Source organism: Janthinobacterium sp. SUN033, assembly GCF_030397595.1.
Taxonomy (GTDB): Bacteria; Pseudomonadota; Gammaproteobacteria; order Burkholderiales; family Burkholderiaceae_D; genus Janthinobacterium; species Janthinobacterium kumbetense.
In genome coordinates this window covers 549,769-566,076 of sequence record NZ_JAPQNV010000003.1, presented here as the reverse complement: position 1 = coordinate 566,076, position 16,308 = coordinate 549,769, and the positions used below count along the sequence as shown (strand labels likewise).

16 protein-coding genes and 2 tRNA genes are annotated in these 16,308 nt (G+C 61.6%); 12 read left to right on the top strand and 6 right to left on the bottom strand.

Features of this window, described 5'->3' with window-relative positions; all coding sequences use genetic code 11:
- Positions 1-39: 39 nt before the first annotated feature.
- Positions 40-378, top strand: a complete 339-nt coding sequence (locus tag OX460_RS15590) for a P-II family nitrogen regulator (protein ID WP_034758685.1) — start codon at positions 40-42, stop codon at positions 376-378.
- Between the two features lie 215 nt (positions 379-593).
- Here the strand turns inward: OX460_RS15590 and OX460_RS15585 are convergent, their stop codons facing one another.
- The 3 genes from OX460_RS15585 to trxB all read right to left on the bottom strand — a co-directional run bounded on the left by OX460_RS15585 (position 594) and on the right by trxB (position 2,982).
- Positions 594-1,223 carry a trimeric intracellular cation channel family protein gene (locus OX460_RS15585; protein ID WP_034786156.1) on the bottom strand — a complete coding sequence of 210 codons (630 nt, stop codon included), beginning with the start codon at positions 1,221-1,223 and terminating at the stop codon, positions 594-596.
- Between the two features lie 123 nt (positions 1,224-1,346).
- On the bottom strand, positions 1,347-2,021 hold the full coding sequence (locus OX460_RS15580; protein ID WP_289899196.1) for a Smr/MutS family protein: 675 nt from the start codon (positions 2,019-2,021) through the stop codon (positions 1,347-1,349).
- Between the two features lie 7 nt (positions 2,022-2,028).
- A complete protein-coding gene (trxB, locus tag OX460_RS15575; protein WP_034786153.1) occupies positions 2,029-2,982 on the bottom strand; it encodes a thioredoxin-disulfide reductase in 954 nt (317 codons plus the stop codon).
- A 216-nt stretch (positions 2,983-3,198) separates the two neighbouring features.
- Between trxB and OX460_RS15570 the strand changes: the two genes are divergently transcribed.
- The 3 genes from OX460_RS15570 to OX460_RS15560 all read left to right on the top strand — a co-directional run bounded on the left by OX460_RS15570 (position 3,199) and on the right by OX460_RS15560 (position 7,612).
- Complete coding sequence (locus OX460_RS15570) at positions 3,199-5,559, top strand: DNA translocase FtsK (protein ID WP_289899195.1); 2,361 nt, start codon at positions 3,199-3,201, stop codon at positions 5,557-5,559.
- Positions 5,560-5,562: 3 nt separating this feature from the next.
- Positions 5,563-6,219 (top strand): outer membrane lipoprotein chaperone LolA, encoded by a 657-nt coding sequence (lolA, locus tag OX460_RS15565; protein WP_133992709.1) that lies wholly within the window; start codon positions 5,563-5,565, stop codon positions 6,217-6,219.
- Positions 6,220-6,292: 73 nt separating this feature from the next.
- The gene (locus tag OX460_RS15560; protein ID WP_289899194.1) at positions 6,293-7,612 is read left to right on the top strand and encodes a replication-associated recombination protein A; all 1,320 of its coding nucleotides are present in this window, start codon (positions 6,293-6,295) and stop codon (positions 7,610-7,612) included.
- A gap of 3 nt (positions 7,613-7,615) precedes the next feature.
- Here the strand turns inward: OX460_RS15560 and OX460_RS15555 are convergent, their stop codons facing one another.
- The gene (locus OX460_RS15555) at positions 7,616-8,356 is read right to left on the bottom strand and encodes an NAD(P)-dependent oxidoreductase (RefSeq protein ID WP_289899193.1); all 741 of its coding nucleotides are present in this window, start codon (positions 8,354-8,356) and stop codon (positions 7,616-7,618) included.
- Positions 8,353-8,643, bottom strand: coding sequence for a DUF2917 domain-containing protein (locus OX460_RS15550; protein WP_180278594.1), 291 nt, complete (start codon positions 8,641-8,643; stop codon positions 8,353-8,355). The genes OX460_RS15555 and OX460_RS15550 overlap by 4 nt, the downstream gene beginning before the upstream one ends.
- Positions 8,644-8,823: 180 nt before the next feature.
- Here OX460_RS15550 and OX460_RS15545 point away from each other — a divergent pair, with 180 nt between their 5' ends.
- The 5 genes from OX460_RS15545 (at position 8,824) to OX460_RS15525 (ending at position 12,792) form a co-directional block, all read left to right on the top strand.
- Positions 8,824-10,245: a PLP-dependent aminotransferase family protein gene (locus OX460_RS15545; RefSeq protein WP_251351833.1), complete on the top strand. Its 1,422-nt coding sequence runs from the start codon at positions 8,824-8,826 to the stop codon at positions 10,243-10,245.
- Between the two features lie 276 nt (positions 10,246-10,521).
- Positions 10,522-10,719, top strand: a complete 198-nt coding sequence (locus tag OX460_RS15540; protein ID WP_099664811.1) for a hypothetical protein — start codon at positions 10,522-10,524, stop codon at positions 10,717-10,719.
- A gap of 146 nt (positions 10,720-10,865) precedes the next feature.
- Positions 10,866-12,155, top strand: coding sequence for a serine--tRNA ligase (gene serS, locus OX460_RS15535; RefSeq protein WP_251351832.1), 1,290 nt, complete (start codon positions 10,866-10,868; stop codon positions 12,153-12,155).
- Positions 12,156-12,265: 110 nt separating this feature from the next.
- Positions 12,266-12,355: transfer RNA gene (locus OX460_RS15530), tRNA-Ser, on the top strand.
- Positions 12,356-12,702: 347 nt separating this feature from the next.
- Positions 12,703-12,792: transfer RNA gene (locus tag OX460_RS15525), tRNA-Ser, on the top strand.
- Positions 12,793-12,956: 164 nt separating this feature from the next.
- Here OX460_RS15525 and OX460_RS15520 read toward each other — a convergent pair.
- Complete coding sequence (locus OX460_RS15520) at positions 12,957-13,619, bottom strand: hypothetical protein (RefSeq protein WP_289899192.1); 663 nt, start codon at positions 13,617-13,619, stop codon at positions 12,957-12,959.
- Positions 13,620-13,744: 125 nt separating this feature from the next.
- Between OX460_RS15520 and hisC the strand changes: the two genes are divergently transcribed.
- From hisC to OX460_RS15505, 3 genes are all read left to right on the top strand, one after another.
- Positions 13,745-14,800, top strand: coding sequence for a histidinol-phosphate transaminase (gene hisC, locus OX460_RS15515; RefSeq protein ID WP_289899191.1), 1,056 nt, complete (start codon positions 13,745-13,747; stop codon positions 14,798-14,800).
- 4 nt (positions 14,801-14,804) lie between these two features.
- Entirely contained in the window at positions 14,805-15,242 is a 438-nt protein-coding gene (locus OX460_RS15510; RefSeq protein WP_251352051.1) for a GNAT family N-acetyltransferase, read from the top strand.
- 63 nt (positions 15,243-15,305) lie between these two features.
- Positions 15,306-16,175: an NAD(P)-dependent oxidoreductase gene (locus OX460_RS15505; RefSeq protein WP_289899190.1), complete on the top strand. Its 870-nt coding sequence runs from the start codon at positions 15,306-15,308 to the stop codon at positions 16,173-16,175.
- The last annotated feature ends 133 nt before the right edge of the window (positions 16,176-16,308 follow it).

Below are 16,308 nucleotides of genomic sequence, written 5' to 3'. Positions count from 1 at the left end.
AGCCATCTGTCCACAATCCAACAATTTTAAGGAGTAGCCATGAAACAGATTACCGCCATCATCAAACCATTCAAGCTCGACGAAGTACGCGAGGCCCTGGCCGATGTGAACGTGACGGGCTTGACCGTGACGGAAGTGAAGGGCTTTGGCCGCCAGAAAGGCCATACCGAGCTGTACCGTGGCGCCGAGTATGTGGTCGACTTCTTGCCGAAAGTCAAAGTCGAAGTGGTGGTGGACGACAGCGTGTCGGAACTGGTGGTCGACGCCATCATCAAGGCGGCCCGCACGGGCAAGATTGGCGATGGCAAGATCTTCGTGCGCGACGTGGAGCAGGTCATCCGCATCCGTACGGGCGAAACGGGTCCAGACGCCGTCTAGCACCAGCCATAAGCTACTGCGCGTCGTGCTTTGCGGCCTGCGATGCTCACCGTGCTTCAGCACGGTTGCGCTTCTTAGCCACAAATCGCTGCCGCTCGCTACGCTTCTGGCAGGCGCTATGTAGATGTTCTTCAGCAGACCGTAGGTCGGATTAGCGCCAGCGCGTAATCCGACATGAGTTGTCAATAATATTATGGATTACGCATCAGCACCGTTCAGCGCCCCAAGCGCATGTCGAATTTCCAGCATATCAGGCGCAGAATCGTGATGCCGCTGGCGCTGGTCCACAGCGCAAAGTCGTGCTCGGCGCCGAAGTGCATCTGCAATAAATAAGCCCAGCAGCCGAAAAACGCGCAGATCGCATACGGTTTGCCGTCGCGAAACACCATCGGCACTTCGTTACAGACGATGTCGCGCATCACGCCGCCGAAAATCCCCGTAATCACCCCCATCATCGAGGCAATAAAAATCGGCATGCCGGCGCGCATGGCTTCAGCCACGCCCGCGATGGCGAACATGCCCAGGCCGATGGCGTCGGCGATGACGATCAGGCGTTCCGAGACGATCTGGCGCAAATGCTGGATCAGGGGCGCGGCCGTCAGGGCCAGCACGAAGATCAAAATTGCGTATTCCTGGTGCGAGACCCAGAACAGGGGCCGCTTGTCGAGCAGGATGTCGCGCAGGGTGCCGCCGCCGAATGCCGTGATGAAGGCCACGACGAACACGCCGACCAGGTCCATGCGCTTGCGGCGCGCTTCGATGAAGCCGGAAAACGCGCCCACCAGGATGGCGATGACCTCAATGATCTTGATCAGCGAGCCAGGCGGCAATTGGGGTGGCATCATGGGTGGAGCGCTTGAGCAGGAAATAATTGTCACAGGTTAACATGACACGGCCCCGAATGGTGACAAACGGGGCCGTGTGCAGTGCGGAACTGGTGACTGAATTGTAATTGCTTGCTGTCAAACCTAGCGGATGGGCTGCAGTGCGGAAGAAAGCAATACCACCAGCGCGCCATCGCCCCCTTCGGAGCGGCGCGCCTGGCAAAAGGCCACAACTTCATCCTTTTGCACGAGCCAGCTGTGCACCATCGATTTCAAGACCGGTTCCTGGCCTTTCGAGCCAAAACCCTTGCCGTGGATCACGCGCACGCAGCGCAGCTTGCGCCGCGTGGCCTGGTTCAGGAAGGCGCCGATGCCGTCGCGCGCCTCGTCGCGGCGCAAGCCGTGCAAGTCAAGCTCATCCTGCACGGGCCAGTGGCCCTTGCGCATCTTTTTCACGACGTCCGGTCCCACGCCGGGGCGGGCGTAGTTCAGGGCCGGATCGTTTTCCAGGTAATGGTCGACTTCGAACAAGTCCGACAGCGATTCGCGCAGCACGGCCGCATCGTCCTCTTCCGGCGACAGCTTGCGGGCCGGCTGCTGGGCCGCCATGGCGCCCGCCTTGGGCAGGCTGGGCACGTAGCGGTCCGACTCGGGCAGGCGCTTGACGCCGCCGATGCTGGCCTTGAACAGATTGCTCTCCACGGCCTGCACCTTGGCTTGCTGGACGCGCTCCGCCGCAGCTTGCGCGCGCGCATCCGCCTGCTCCTTGAGCTGCTTGCTGACCGCTTTCAGGTCGGCAAAGTCTTTCATCGACGCCATGCGACGCTTACTCCTGGCCTTCCAGGTAGCGCTGGGCGTCCAGTGCTGCCATGCAACCCGTGCCGGCGCTGGTGATGGCCTGGCGGTAGATGTGGTCTTGCACGTCGCCGGCGGCAAACACGCCCGGCGCGCTGGTGGCGGTGGCCATGCCTTCCAGGCCAGTTTTTGTCTTGATGTAGCCGTTGTGCATTTCCAGCTGGCCTTCGAAGATGCCCGTGTTCGGCTTGTGGCCGATGGCGATGAACACGCCATGCACGCTCAGCGCTTCAACCTTGCCGTCGATGGTCGACTTGATGTTCAGGCCCGTCACGCCGCCTTCGTTGCCCGTCACTTCGTCCAGAGTGTGGTTATATTTCAACACAATCTTGCCTTCGGCAACCTTGGCGTTCAGGCGGTCGATCAAAATCGCTTCCGCGCGGAACTTGTCACGGCGGTGGATCAGGGTGACTTTATTGGCGATGTTCGACAGGTACAGCGCTTCTTCGACGGCCGTGTTGCCGCCGCCGACGACGGCCACTTCCTGGTTGCGGTAGAAGAAGCCATCGCAGGTGGCGCAGGCGGACACGCCCTTGCCCATGAATTCCGCTTCCGATGGCAGGCCCAGGTATTGCGCGGATGCGCCCGTGGCGATGATCAGGGTGTCGCACGTGTATTCGTGGCTGTCGCCCTTCAGGCGGATCGGCTTTTCATTCAGGAAAGTGGTGTGGATGTGGTCAAACACGATTTCCGTATTGAAACGCTCGGCGTGCTGCAGCAGGCGCTGCATCAGGTCCGGACCTTGCACGCCCATCGGGTCGCCTGGCCAGTTTTCCACGTCGGTGGTGGTCATCAGCTGGCCGCCTTGTTCCACGCCGGTGACCAGCATCGGGTTCAGGTTGGCGCGGGCGGCGTAGACGGCGGCGCTGTAGCCGGCTGGGCCGGAGCCGAGGATCAAAACGCGGGCGTGTTTGGTAGTGGTCATAATGAGGCTTCTCTATGAGTGGGGTCTATCCGAATTGGGGGCATACGCGCGAAGAACAAGGGCGTATTGCGCTTGCGCAAGCAATCCACGATTATAGACCAAGCCGCCTGTAGCGACGAATCGTGGGGCCGTCCGGGGCATATATGGCTTAGAATACTTCCTTATTATGGGAAATTCCCTTTCAGAAACATTTTTCACCTTGCAGCGCTTCCCAGAATGACTAAACCAGCCCAGGCCAATCAAAATAGCTACACCCGAAAACCGGTCGAACGCCGGCCCCTGCCCAACCGGCTGGTGCGGCTGTTGTCCGAGGCGCGCTGGTTCGCGCTGGCCGCGTTCGCCCTGTACTTCGTGCTGATCCTGGCCAGCTTCAACAAGCTCGACCCTGGCTGGTCGCATGCCACCAACGTCGACAAGGTCGCCAACCTGGGCGGCAAGCTCGGCGCCACCTTTTCCGACCTGTTGCTGTATATCTTCGGCTTTTCCGCCTGGTGGTGGTGCGTGTGGCTGCTGCGCACGGTGTGGCATGGCTATCGCCGCCTGAGTAAGCGCTTCCTGCTGGAAGAGGAAGAAGTGGAGCGCGAGCACCATGTCGAGATGCTGATCCGCATCGTCGGCTTCTCCATCATGCTGATCGGCAGCATGGGCCTCGAATACCTGCGCATGGCGAAAAGCCTGCACGTGCAGCTGCCGCGCGAGCCGGGCGGCGTGCTGGGCCAGCTGGTGGGGCACGCAAGCAAGGAGGCCTTCGGTTTCACGGGCGCCACTTTATTGCTGTTGCTGCTGTTTGGCCTCGGTTTCAGCCTGTTCTTCCATGTGTCCTGGCTGCAAGTGGCCGAGCGCATCGGCGGCGCCATCGAAGACGCTTTCAACTGGTTTGTGCTGCGCTACCAGGACCGCGAAGACCGCCGCCAGGGCGAAGTGGCCGCCGTGCGCCGCGACGAAGTGGTGGTCATCGAACGGGCCAAGCATGTGGAAAAGCACGTGGCCGCGCCGCCCGTGAAGATCGAGCCGCAAGTGGTCACCGTCGTGAAATCCGAGCGCGTGGAAAAGGAACGCCAGGCCCATCTGTTCGAGAACCTGGGCGATGGCAAGCTGCCGCCGCTGTCGCTGCTCGACGAGGCGCCACCCGTGGTGGAAACGGTTTCCGTGGAAACCTTGGAATTCACGAGCCGCCTGATCGAAAAGAAACTCTCGGACTTTGGCGTGGATGCCAAGGTAGTGGCCGCTTACCCCGGCCCCGTGGTCACGCGCTATGAAATCGAGCCGGCCACGGGCGTCAAAGGCAGCCAGATCGTCGGCCTGGCGCGCGACCTGGCCCGTTCGCTGTCGCTGACGTCGATCCGGGTCGTGGAAACCATTCCCGGCAAGAATTACATGGCCTTGGAATTGCCGAACAGCAAGCGCCAGATCGTGCGCCTGACGGAAATCCTCGGCTCCAAGGTCTACAACGATGGTGTGTCCAGCCTGACGATTGCGCTGGGCAAGGATATCGCCGGCAAGCCCGTCGTGGCCGATTTGGCGAAAATGCCGCACTTGCTGGTGGCCGGTACCACCGGTTCCGGTAAGTCGGTCGGCATCAATGCGACGATACTGTCGCTGCTGTACAAATCCGACCCGCTCGACGTGCGCCTGATCTTGATCGATCCGAAGATGCTGGAAATGTCCGTCTACGAAGGCATCCCGCACTTGCTGGCGCCCGTCGTGACGGATATGCGCCAGGCCGGCCATGCGCTGAACTGGGCCGTGAACGAGATGGAACGCCGCTACAAGCTGATGAGCAAGATGGGCGTGCGTAACCTGGCCGGCTACAACGCGAAGATTGCCGACGCGAAAAAGCGCGAAGAACACATCCCGAATCCGTTCAGCCTGACGCCGGATGCGCCGGAGCCGCTGGAAAAACTGCCGACCATCGTCATCATCATCGACGAGCTGGCCGATTTGATGATGGTGGTGGGCAAAAAAGTCGAGGAATTGATCGCGCGTATCGCGCAAAAGGCGCGCGCCGCCGGCTTGCACTTGATTCTGGCCACGCAGCGCCCATCTGTAGACGTGATCACGGGTTTGATCAAGGCCAACATTCCCACGCGTATCGCCTTCCAGGTATCGTCGAAGATCGACTCGCGCACCATTCTGGATCAGATGGGCGCGGAAACCCTGCTGGGCATGGGTGACATGCTGTACATGCCGCCCGGCACCGGCTTGCCGATGCGCGTGCACGGCGCGTTCGTGTCCGATGAAGAAGTCCACCGCGTTGTCAGCCATTTGAAGCTGCAGGGCGAACCTAATTACATCGAGGGCATCCTCGAAGGCGGCACCCTGGAAGGCGACGGCGCCGAAGGCGGCGCGCCGGGCGAGGGCGGCGGCGAGGCCGATGCCCTGTACGACCAGGCGGTGGCGGTGGTGCTGAAAAACCGCCGCGCCTCGATTTCGCTGGTGCAGCGCCATTTGCGCATCGGCTACAACCGCGCCGCCCGTCTGCTCGAGCAGATGGAGCAGAGCGGGGTGGTATCAACCATGCAATCCAATGGCAACCGGGAAATCCTGGTGCCGGCGGCAAGTGCCGAACAAGGGTAAAGAATGAAAAGCAATACTTTCGCAACAAAAATGATGATCGGCGCGGCCAGCGTTGCCTGCAGCCTGCTGTTCGCGGCCAGCGCCTCGGCCAGCGCGCTCGAGCAATTCAAGAGCTTTGCGGCCGGCACCAAGTCGGCCAAGGGCGAGTTCGTGCAGCGCCAAGTCAAGAAGGCGGACGCCAGCGGCAAGGCGAAAGTGTCGACGCCGGCCAGCGGCACGTTCGAGTTCGCCCGCCCTGGCAAGTTCATCTGGACCTACCTGAAGCCGTACGAGCAGTTGCTGCAAGCGGACGGCGACAAGCTGTATATCTACGACAAGGACTTGAGCCAAGTGACGGTCAAGAAACTGGGCGACGCGCTCGGTTCCTCGCCGGCGGCCATCTTGTTCGGCAGCAACGACCTGGAAAAGAATTTCACCCTGGCCGAAGCGGGCACGCGCGATGGCCTGGAATGGCTGAAAGCGACGCCGAAAGCCAAGGACACGACGTTCGACGAAATCACCATCGGCCTGCGCAACGGCGTGCCGGAAGCGATGGAATTGCGCGATTCGTTCGGCCAGACCTCGGTGCTGGCGTTCAAGAACTTCCAGAAGAATCCGGCGCTTTCGGCCAATCACTTTAAATTTGTCATGCCCAAGGGCGCCGACGTCATTAATAATTAAGACTGTCGCGCCTTGCGGATGAGCCGGCCTCGCAGCAATGCGGGGCTTTTGCATTCTTATTAGGTAACTCATTATGGCGGATCTCTTTTCCACCGCACTGCGCCAGCCGCTGGCCGAAGCCTTGCGGCCAGCCACCCTGAACGAAGTCATCGGCCAGACGCACCTGCTGGGCGTGGGCAAGCCGCTGCGCCTCGCGTTCGAGGCGGGCAAGGCCCATTCGATGATTTTATGGGGGCCGCCCGGCGTGGGCAAGACCACCCTGGCGCGCCTGATGGCGAATGCCTTCGACAGCGAATTCATCGCCCTGTCGGCCGTATTTGCTGGCGTGAAAGATATCCGCGCAGCCATGGACCAGGCCCGCCACAGCCTGGACCAGTTCGGCAAGCACACCTTGTTGTTCGTCGACGAGATACACAGGTTTAATAAATCGCAGCAGGACGCCTTGCTGCCCTTCGTGGAATCGGGCCTCGTGACGTTCATCGGCGCGACGACGGAAAACCCCAGCTTCGAAGTCAATTCGGCGCTGCTGTCGCGCGCGCAAGTGTATGTGTTGAAATCGCTCAACGAAGACGAGATGAAGCAGTTGCTGGCCAAGGCGCAAAGCACGGCGCTGACGCACCTGACCTTCGACGAGGCGGCGGCCGATACCCTGATCGGCTACGCGGACGGCGATGCGCGCCGCTTCTTGAATTTGCTGGAGCAGGCCGAGACGGCCGCCAGCTCGACGGGCACGACCAAAATCGACGCGGCCTTCGTCGACAATGCGCTGACCTTGAATTCGCGCCGCTTCGACAAGGGCGGCGATAATTTCTATGACCAGATTTCCGCTCTGCATAAATCCGTGCGCGGTTCCAACCCGGACGCGGCCCTGTACTGGTTTTGCCGCATGATCGACGGCGGCGCCGACCCCCGTTATTTGTCGCGGCGCATCGTGCGCATGGCCTGGGAAGACATCGGCCTGGCCGACCCTCGCGCCTTGACGATGGTCAATGACGCGGCGGAAACGTATGAACGGCTCGGTTCGCCCGAAGGCGAGCTGGCGCTGGGCCAGGCCGTGATTTACCTGGCGATTGCCGCGAAAAGCAATGCCGGCTACAACGCTTTTAATACCGCCATGGCGTTCGTCAAGAAAGACAAATCGAAGGAAGTGCCCGTGCACTTGCGCAATGCGCCGACGAAGCTGATGAAGGAGCTCGGCTACGGCCATGCCTACCGCTACGCGCACGATGAACCTGATGCGTATGCGGCCGGTGAAACGTATTTTCCGGACGGCATGGCGGAACCGGGCTGGTACCAGCCCGTGCCCCGCGGCCTGGAAAGCAAGATTGCCGACAAGCTGGCCTGGCTGCGTGAGCTGGACAGAAAAGCAGGAAAACCAGCCGGCAAGGGCTGAGGCTTACAGGCCCAGCAAAGTGAAACCGTCGTCCTGCGGCGCGTAGCCCACCAGCTGGCGCGTCGCCGCGATCGACAGCCGCTTGTAACGGTTGTCCGACACGCCGTGCACGACGTGATAGCCGGCCGGCACGTCCGCCGCCACGCAGCGGGCCAGCAATTGCACCACGTCGCGCTCGCTGATGAAGGCGGCGATGTCGCGCGCGCTGTGCTGTTGACCTGGCGCAAAGTGGGCCACGTTGGCGATGCGCACGGCGATCGTCGTCATGCCATGCTGGTGGGCGAATGCGGAGGCCACGCCTTCGCCGAAGGCCTTGCTGGCGCCATACATGTTCGCCGGGCGCGCCGGCATGTGCTCATGCACCTGTACGTCGAGCGGATAGCCTTCGATGGCTTGCGCGCTGCTGGCGAACACGACTCTTTTCACGCCTTGCGCCTGCGCCGCGCGGAAGATGTTGTGCGTGCCGATGATGTTCGGCTGCAACAGTTGCGCATCGAAATCGGCGCTGGCGTGCGGCACGCCGGCCAGGTGAAGCACCACGTCGATGTTGGCGCAGGCGGCCAGGCAGGCGGCGTAGTCGCTCACGTCGAGCTGAATGAACGGGCAGGGCGCTTCGGCCAGCTTGCCTGTGTGCAGGTCGGCCAGGCGCAGGGAAAATTCCCCGTGCCGGCTCTTCCAGAAAACGGTGCCGATAACGCCGGCGGCGCCCGTGACGAGGACGCGCAGTGGTGGTGCTTGAGTCATGTATTCCTAATATTCAAGGTGTGAGGCAGTGCCAGGTTCAGCCAGCGCAGCAGGGCGGGGCGCGGTGCGGCAGTGCCATGCACGCGGATGTGTCCGCTACCCACGGCTTCGACCAGCACCAGGCCGTCATTCGGTATCGTGTAGCGTTCGCCGCTGCGCAGCACGCAATCCTCGAACTGGGCGTAGGCCGTGATCCACGCCGTGCCGGACAGGCATTCGATGACCTTGGCGTGCGCTTTTTCCAGGCGCAAGGGCCGTTCGCTGCGTAATTCGTGGTCGGTATGCATGGCGTCGCTCCTGTTGTGCTGACAGGAACAGCTTATGCCCTTGCCGTGAACCATGACAGATGCAGGAAAACGAAATTGTGATGAATACAGTACACTTCGCCGTAGACTGTGCTTATCAAAAAAGCGGGCAACTGTATCTGTGCCGGCCCCGCGCGGCGGCCGCATACTGAAGGGATGAACATGAGCGCGCATTTGAATCTGTACGAGCACCTGGCCAACGAGCTGGGTGCGCTGATCGACTCGCGCGTGTTCGCGCCCGGCGACCGCCTGCCGTCGATACGCCACCTGGCGCAGCAAAAGCGCATTTCCATCAGTACCGTGATGCAAGCCTTGCGCCTGATGGAAGACCGGGGGCAAGTCGATGCGCGGCCCCAGTCCGGCTATTTCGTGCGCCACCGGGCGCCACGCCGGCCCTGCAGCGCCGACGCCCAGCACCTGAAGGAGCCGGCCTTTGTCGGCATCAACAATCTGTTGATGCGCGTGCTGAAGGACAACGAGACGGCGAATATCGTGCAGCTGGGCACGGCCTGGCCGCCCGACGAGATCCTGCCGATCAAGCGCATGCAGCGCACCATCAGCGCGGTGGCGCGGCGCGATCCCGTCCTGCTGAGTAAAGTCAGCTGCTACGACATCAGCGAAGGCAATTTCCTGCGCCAGGTGGCGCGCCGCGCGCTGGACTGGGGCAAGCTCGATCCGCACGAGATCGTCGTGACGAATTCCTGCACGGAAGCGATCAGCCTGTGCCTGCGCGCCGTCGCCAAGCCGGGCGACACCATCGCCATCGAGTCGGCCACGTATTTCGTGCTGCTGCAAATGATCGAAAGCCTGGGCATGAAGGCGCTGGAAATTCCCACCGACCCGAAGACGGGGCCGTCGCTCGACGCGCTGGAACTGGCCTTGCGCGCCGGCCTCGTGCAAGCGTGCCTGTTCGTGCCGAACGCAAATAATCCTTTGGGCTGCGTCATGCCGGAAGCAAACAAGAAGCGGCTGGCGGGGCTGCTGTCGGAATTCAATATTCCGCTGGTGGAAGACGACGTATATGGCGACCTGTGCTTTGCGCCGCAGCGTCCGTGGCCCGTGAAGGCTTACGACACGAGCGGCAACGTTTTATTGTGCTCCTCGTTTTCCAAGGCGATTACGCCCGCGTCGCGCGTGGGCTACGTGCTGGCCGGGCGTTTCGCGCAGGAAGTGGCGCTGCTGAAAACCGTGTCGAGCGGCGCCACCAGCCATTTCTTCCAGGCCGTGCTGGCAGACTTTCTGGAAGGCAGCAGCTACGATCAGCAGCTGCGCAAGATGCGGCGCACCCTGGTGCAGCGCATCGCCCGCATGTCCGACGCCGTGGCGGCCAGCTTTCCGGCGGACTGCATGCTGTCCGAGCCGCAGGGCGGTTTCGTGCTGTGGGTGCAGATGCCGCCGCAAGTCGATGCGCTGGCCCTGCATGGCCAGGCGATCGCGGACGGCGTAGCGTATATGCCGGGCCAGCTGTTCTCGGCCTCGGGCAAGTTCGGCAATTATCTGCGCCTCAATTGCGGCAATGCGTGGACGCCGCGCATCGAGCAGGCTATCGGTCGCTTAGGGCGTCTGGTCAAGGACGCCTTGTAGAACGCCTGTCAAAACCTGTTGCGCGGCGCGCTTTGCGGCCTGCGATGCTCACCGTGCTCTAGCACGGTTGCGCTTCTTAGCCACAAATCACTGCCGCTCGCTACGGTTTTGTCAGGCATTGTTCATTCCCTTGTTTTCCCTTCAGTCCCCCATTTTCACCGTTCGCTCCCTGTTTTTCGCCGCTGGTCGCAAGCCGGTGGCGTTGTTTGCGGCTGTTGGCTAAAGTACCACCATACCAGCAGCAGTCAACGAAACAAACCAACCAGGAGTCACATCATGAACGCACTGAAAAACATGGAAATCACCTTTGTCGCCGCCGCCATCATCGCCATCGGCGCCAGCTTCGCCACCGCCGGCGCGAATACCCTGGAAGTGAGCGCCAGCAGCAGCGTGATCGCCCAGGCCGCAGACATGCCTGTCGTTACCGTCAGCGCCCGCCGCCTGACCGCTGCCGAAAAAGCCGCGTTCATTTAAGCAATAAGCCAGGCAGAAAATGTAAAGCGGGCGCGAGTGCCCGGCCAGGCCGCCATGACGATGGTTGACCTTGCGCAAAACTCATCGAAGTGAACTGGGTCTTGGTACAATGAGTGCTTTCGATACATCGGCACCGCCATCCACCCATGATAGATATCCAACTTCTCCGTAAAGACATCGCCACCGTCGCAGAACGCCTGGCGACGCGCAAATTCCAGCTCGACGTGGCAGGCTTTACCGCCCTCGAAGCCGAACGCAAGGCGATCCAGACGCGCACCGAAGAGCTGCAGGGCAAGCGCAATGCGCTGTCCAAGCAAATCGGCATGTTGAAAGGCAAGGGGGAAGACACCTCGGCCGTGATGGCGCAAGTGGCTGGCCTGGGCGATGAGCTGAAAGCCGATGAAGCGGCCCTGACCCTGGTGCAAGCCAAGCTGAGCGATTTCATCATGGCCGTGCCGAACTTGCCGCATGAATCGTCGCCCCTGGGCACGGACGAGTCGGGCAACGTGGAAGTGCGCAAGGTCGGCACGCCACGCACCTTCGATTTCGAGGTCAAGGATCACGTCGACGTGGGCGGCCCGCTGGGCCTCGACTTCGAAGTGGCTACCAAGCTGACCGGTTCGCGCTTCTCCGTCATGAAGGGCGGCATCGCCCGCCTGCACCGCGCACTGGCGCAATTCATGCTCAACACCCACGTGGACGAGCACGGCTACACGGAATGCTATACGCCGTACATGGTCAACGCCGATTCCTTGCGCGGCACGGGCCAGTTGCCGAAATTCGAAGCCGATCTGTTCTCGGTGAAAAAAGGCGGCGCGGAAGGCGAGGGCGAGACCTTCTACCTGATCCCCACGTCGGAAGTGTCGCTGACCAACATCGCGCGCGATGAAATCCTGGCGCTCGATCAACTGCCCCTGAAAATGACGGCCCACACGCCATGCTTCCGCTCGGAAGCGGGCAGCTACGGCCGCGACACGCGCGGCATGATTCGCCAGCACCAGTTCGACAAGGTGGAAATGGTGCAAGTAGTGCATCCGGACACGTCGTACCAGGTGCTGGAAGAAATGGTCGGCCATGCGGAAGCCATCTTGCAACGCCTGGGCCTGCCATACCGCGTGATGTCGCTGTGCACGGGCGACATGGGTTTCGGCGCCACCAAGACCTTCGACCTGGAAGTATGGCTGCCGGCGCAAAACACCTACCGCGAGATTTCGTCCCTGTCGAATTGCGAAGCCTTCCAGGCCCGCCGCATGCAGGCGCGTTTCCGCAACGCGGCCGGCAAGCCGGAACTGGCGCACACCCTGAACGGCTCCGGTCTGGCGGTGGGCCGCACCCTGGTGGCCGTGCTGGAAAACTACCAGCAAGCGGACGGCAGCGTCGAGATCCCGGCCGTGCTGCGCCCGTACATGGGTGGCCTGACGCACCTGAAGGCCTGAAAGGTTCACGCAGCCCGGTGAATGGAAGGCGCAAAATAGTCCTTCCATTTTTCCAAGCGGCTGCTATAATCTTGCCTTCTCGCAGCAATGCGGGAAAGACCGCAGCAAATGGAGAGGTGGCAGAGTGGTCGAATGTACTTGACTCGAAATCAAGCGTACGTTAAATCGTACCGTGGGTTCGAATCCCACCCTCTCCGCCAGAACAAATAGAGAAAGCTCCCGCAAGGGAGCTTTTTTTATTTGTGGCGGCGAAGAGGAGCAAGGCGCCTGCGCGCCTTGCGCGTGGGATTCGAAGACGAGCGCGTATTCGCGCGAGGCTCCCCGAATCGTCAAATTGGTTTTCACGCGTGCGCCAAGGTGGCGTCTACAAAGGCGAGCCGCGCCTTGTACGAGGCTCCCCGAATCGCCCGATCAGTTTTTTGGTTTGGCTACCAGCCCTCAGTTGCAAATCGCCAATAAAACCCCTACCCAACCCAACAATCCCCATGCTAAAATAGCGCCTCGTTCAAACAGGCACGTCAGTTTGAACGAATAGACCGCAGTAAACGGAGAGGTGGCAGAGTGGTCGAATGTACTTGACTCGAAATCAAGCGTACGTTAAATCGTACCGTGGGTTCGAATCCCACCCTCTCCGCCAGAATACATAAGAGAAGCTCCCGCAAGGGAGCTTTTTTTATGCCCACAACAAATGCCAGCCACCAGCGCATCAAACCCAGGTAGAAAAAACCGCCCAAAGCGCGCAGCGCAAGGCGTTTTTTCCTCCATTCAGACTTTGAAAGCCAGCGTCCCCACTACCGCAAGCTAGTGCACGAGCTTGGCCACCGCAAACGCGACGCCCGACATGGCAATGATCGTCCCCACGCACGACAGGATGACAGTCGACTTCGCCTCAGCCACATCTGACTTGGTCGCATAATTGGAGCGCATCACAGCGAGGTCCAGTTTCAAGCCACTGACATCCGTCTTGAGAACGCCGACATCGGTCTTGAGAGCAGCGACATCCGTTTTCAGACCAGCAACATCCACCTTGAGGCCAGTGACATCCGTTTTCAGACCAGCCACATCCACCTTGATGTCAGCCACATCGACCTTTACATCCTTTACGTCCAGTTTCACACTGGCCATGTCTTTTGCCAGTGCGTTGACTTGCTCGTCCATGGCGCAATCCTCCGTGCTTGTCACTGCATGCTCCTCGCTTTTTTCACCGCTGTCAAACAGTGTCCCGAGGGTATCGCGCATGGCTTTGCTATTGCTTGCCAAGCGTTGCGCCAGCGCCGTCACGCGCTGCAAGTCGGCCATTCCTTCGCCTTGTAGCTGCTCCGTGGCAGTCTGCAATTCCACGGTGATCTGCTCGCTGAGACTGGCTGCGACCTGCAGCCACGCATCGATCTTGCGCTGGCGTGACTGTGGCGTCAGCGCGCCATGCCGCACCTGCGTATCGCTCAGCTTGTGCATGCTGTTCATGCTGCGTCCTCTTCACGTTGGGGCCGATATCGCCCACGCTACTCCTCGCCGATGGTGTCCGCCTTGACCCCGCTCACCCTATGGTAATCTACCGTACCCCCATCCTGCCCCCACCAATAAAACCAATGAGCCGATTCTGGAGCACCATCGTCAGCGAGCTGACCCCCTACATCCCGGGCGAGCAACCGAAACTGCCCGGCCTGGTCAAACTCAACACCAACGAAAACCCGTACGGCCCGTCACCGCAGGTGCTGGCCGCGCTGCGCGACGCCGCCAACGACACGCTGCGCCTGTATCCGGACCCTTCCGCCAGCGAACTGAAGCAAACCCTGGCCACTTACCACGGCTTGAGCAGCGCGCAAGTGTTCGTCGGCAACGGTTCCGACGAAGTGCTGGCGCTGGCCTTCATGGCCTTGCTCAAGCACGATGCGCCGCTGCTGTTCCCGGACATCAGCTACAGCTTCTATCCCGTGTATTGCAAGCTGTACGGCATCGATTACCGCACGGTAGCGCTCGACGAGTCCATGCGCATCCGTCCGGAAGACTACCAGGGGCCGTGCGGCGCCATCATCTTCCCCAATCCCAACGCGCCGACAGGCGTGGACTTGCCGCTGGCCGGCGTGGAAACCATGCTGCGCGAGCATCCCGACGCCGTCGTGGTGGTCGATGAAGCGTATGTGGATTTCGGCGGCGAGAGTGCCGTGGCCCTGGTCGAGCGTTATCCGAACTTGCTGGTGGTGCAGACATTCTCGAAGTCGCGCTCCTTGGCCGGCTTGCGCGTGGGCAGTGCCTTCGGGCATCCTGACCTGATCGAGGCGCTGGAAAGAGTGAAGAACAGTTTCAACTCGTATCCGCTGGACCGGCTGGCGCTGGCCGGTGCGGTCGCGTCGCTGCACGACGAAGCGTATTTCCAGCAGACGCGCCAGGCCGTGATCGCCAGCCGCGAACAGCTGACGGCGGACTTGGCGGCGCTGGGCTTCGAGGTGCTGCCCTCGGTGGCCAATTTCGTCTTTGCCCGCCACCCGCAGCATGACGCGGCGCAACTGGCCGCCGGCTTGCGCGCCCGCTCCGTGATCGTGCGCCATTTCAACGCGCCGCGCATCAGCCAGTATTTGCGCATCAGCATCGGCAACCCAGCCGAATGCGCAGCCCTGGTGGCGGCGCTGCGCGACCTGCTGTGACGCCATGCTGACCTTCTTGCCTGCCAGCCTGGCCGATGGCGAGGCGCTGGCCAGCCTGCGCGTGGCTGCCATGCGCGCAAGCCTGGAGCGCATCGGCCGCTATGATCCGCAGCGGGCGCGCGATCGTTTCCTGGCCACTTTTGATCCAGCCCGTACCTGGCAGTTGCGCCATGACGACACGCTGGCCGGCTTCTATGTGTTGCGGCCGCAAGCGGACTATCTGTTGCTCGACCACCTCTACCTGGCGCCCGGCTACCAGCGGCAAGGCATGGGCGCGGCCGTGCTGGCGCGCGTGTTTGCCGAGGCCGATGCGGCCCGCCAGAGCGTGCGCGTGGGCGCCTTGCGCGGCAGCGAGGCGAACCGCTTCTATGTGCGTCACGGCTTCGTGCCCGATGGCGAGGAAGAGTTCGACCTGTATTATCGGCGCGCCCCCGCGCCTTGATGCTGCCGGCGGCGACTGTTTGTGCAACAATAATCGGATTCATTCATCGACAGGACGGACAATATGGCAAAAGTGGCATTCATCGGTTTGGGCGTCATGGGTTTTCCCATGGCAGGTCACCTGGCGGCGGGCGGGCACGACGTCACCGTGTACAACCGCAATCCGGCCCGCGCGGCCGCCTGGCTGGAACAGCACAAGGGCAGCAGCGCCGCCACGCCGGCCGCCGCCGCTGCAGGCGCCGAGTTCGTGTTTACGTGCATCGGCAACGATAATGATCTGTATCAAGTCATCCTGGAAGAGGGCGGCTTGCTGTCCGCCATGGCGCCGGGCAGCATCCTGATCGACCATACAACGGCCTCGGCCGAAGCGGCGCGTACCATCCACGCGGCGGCGAAAGAGCGGGGCGTGTTCTTCCTCGATGCGCCCGTGTCCGGTGGCCAGGCGGGCGCGGAAAACGGCAAGCTGACCGTGATGGTGGGCGGCGATGCGGAAGCGTATGCAAGGGCCGAGCCCGTCATCGCGCTGTTCTCGCGCGCCGTCACCTACATGGGTGCTTCCGGTTCCGGCCAGCTCACAAAAATGGTCAACCAGATCTGCATCGCGGGCCTCGTGCAAGCCTTGAGCGAAGGCATCGCCTTTGCGGAAAACGCGGGCCTGGACGCGGCCCTCGTCGTCGACGTGATTTCCAAGGGCGCGGCGCAGTCGTGGCAGCTGGAAAACCGGGGCAAGACCATGATCGAACGCAAATTCGACTTCGGCTTCGCCGTCGACCTGATGCGCAAGGATCTGGGCATCTGCCTCGCCGAAGCCAAGCGCAACGGCAGCGACTTGCCCGTGACGACCTTGACGGACCAGTTCTATGGCGAAGTGCAGCAGGCGGGCGGCAACCGCTACGATACATCCAGCCTGATTACCCGCCTGAACAAAAAGTAAGCCCTCAGGCTCATAGTTAAAGAGCGGCGCGTCCCTGCAAAGGGCCGCGCCGCTTGTCGTTTACGCCAGCATCAACCTTAAAACGTCAGTTTCCGGAACATCCGGTTTCGATTTTCATGGAAAAGCATGGACT

Excerpts from the sequence above, each read along its gene's own strand:
- OX460_RS15590 (WP_034758685.1), top strand. The coding sequence starts at position 40 with ATGAAACAGATTACCGCCATCATCAAACCATTCAAGCTCGACGAAGTA.
- OX460_RS15585 (WP_034786156.1), bottom strand. The coding sequence starts at position 1,223 with ATGATGCCACCCCAATTGCCGCCTGGCTCGCTGATCAAGATCATTGAG.
- OX460_RS15580 (WP_289899196.1), bottom strand. The coding sequence starts at position 2,021 with ATGGCGTCGATGAAAGACTTTGCCGACCTGAAAGCGGTCAGCAAGCAG.
- trxB (WP_034786153.1), bottom strand. The coding sequence starts at position 2,982 with ATGACCACTACCAAACACGCCCGCGTTTTGATCCTCGGCTCCGGCCCA.
- OX460_RS15570 (WP_289899195.1), top strand. The coding sequence starts at position 3,199 with ATGACTAAACCAGCCCAGGCCAATCAAAATAGCTACACCCGAAAACCG.
- lolA (WP_133992709.1), top strand. The coding sequence starts at position 5,563 with ATGAAAAGCAATACTTTCGCAACAAAAATGATGATCGGCGCGGCCAGC.
- OX460_RS15560 (WP_289899194.1), top strand. The coding sequence starts at position 6,293 with ATGGCGGATCTCTTTTCCACCGCACTGCGCCAGCCGCTGGCCGAAGCC.
- OX460_RS15555 (WP_289899193.1), bottom strand. The coding sequence starts at position 8,356 with ATGACTCAAGCACCACCACTGCGCGTCCTCGTCACGGGCGCCGCCGGC.
- OX460_RS15550 (WP_180278594.1), bottom strand. The coding sequence starts at position 8,643 with ATGCATACCGACCACGAATTACGCAGCGAACGGCCCTTGCGCCTGGAA.
- OX460_RS15545 (WP_251351833.1), top strand. The coding sequence starts at position 8,824 with ATGAGCGCGCATTTGAATCTGTACGAGCACCTGGCCAACGAGCTGGGT.
- OX460_RS15540 (WP_099664811.1), top strand. The coding sequence starts at position 10,522 with ATGAACGCACTGAAAAACATGGAAATCACCTTTGTCGCCGCCGCCATC.
- serS (WP_251351832.1), top strand. The coding sequence starts at position 10,866 with ATGATAGATATCCAACTTCTCCGTAAAGACATCGCCACCGTCGCAGAA.
- OX460_RS15520 (WP_289899192.1), bottom strand. The coding sequence starts at position 13,619 with ATGAACAGCATGCACAAGCTGAGCGATACGCAGGTGCGGCATGGCGCG.
- hisC (WP_289899191.1), top strand. The coding sequence starts at position 13,745 with ATGAGCCGATTCTGGAGCACCATCGTCAGCGAGCTGACCCCCTACATC.
- OX460_RS15510 (WP_251352051.1), top strand. The coding sequence starts at position 14,805 with ATGCTGACCTTCTTGCCTGCCAGCCTGGCCGATGGCGAGGCGCTGGCC.
- OX460_RS15505 (WP_289899190.1), top strand. The coding sequence starts at position 15,306 with ATGGCAAAAGTGGCATTCATCGGTTTGGGCGTCATGGGTTTTCCCATG.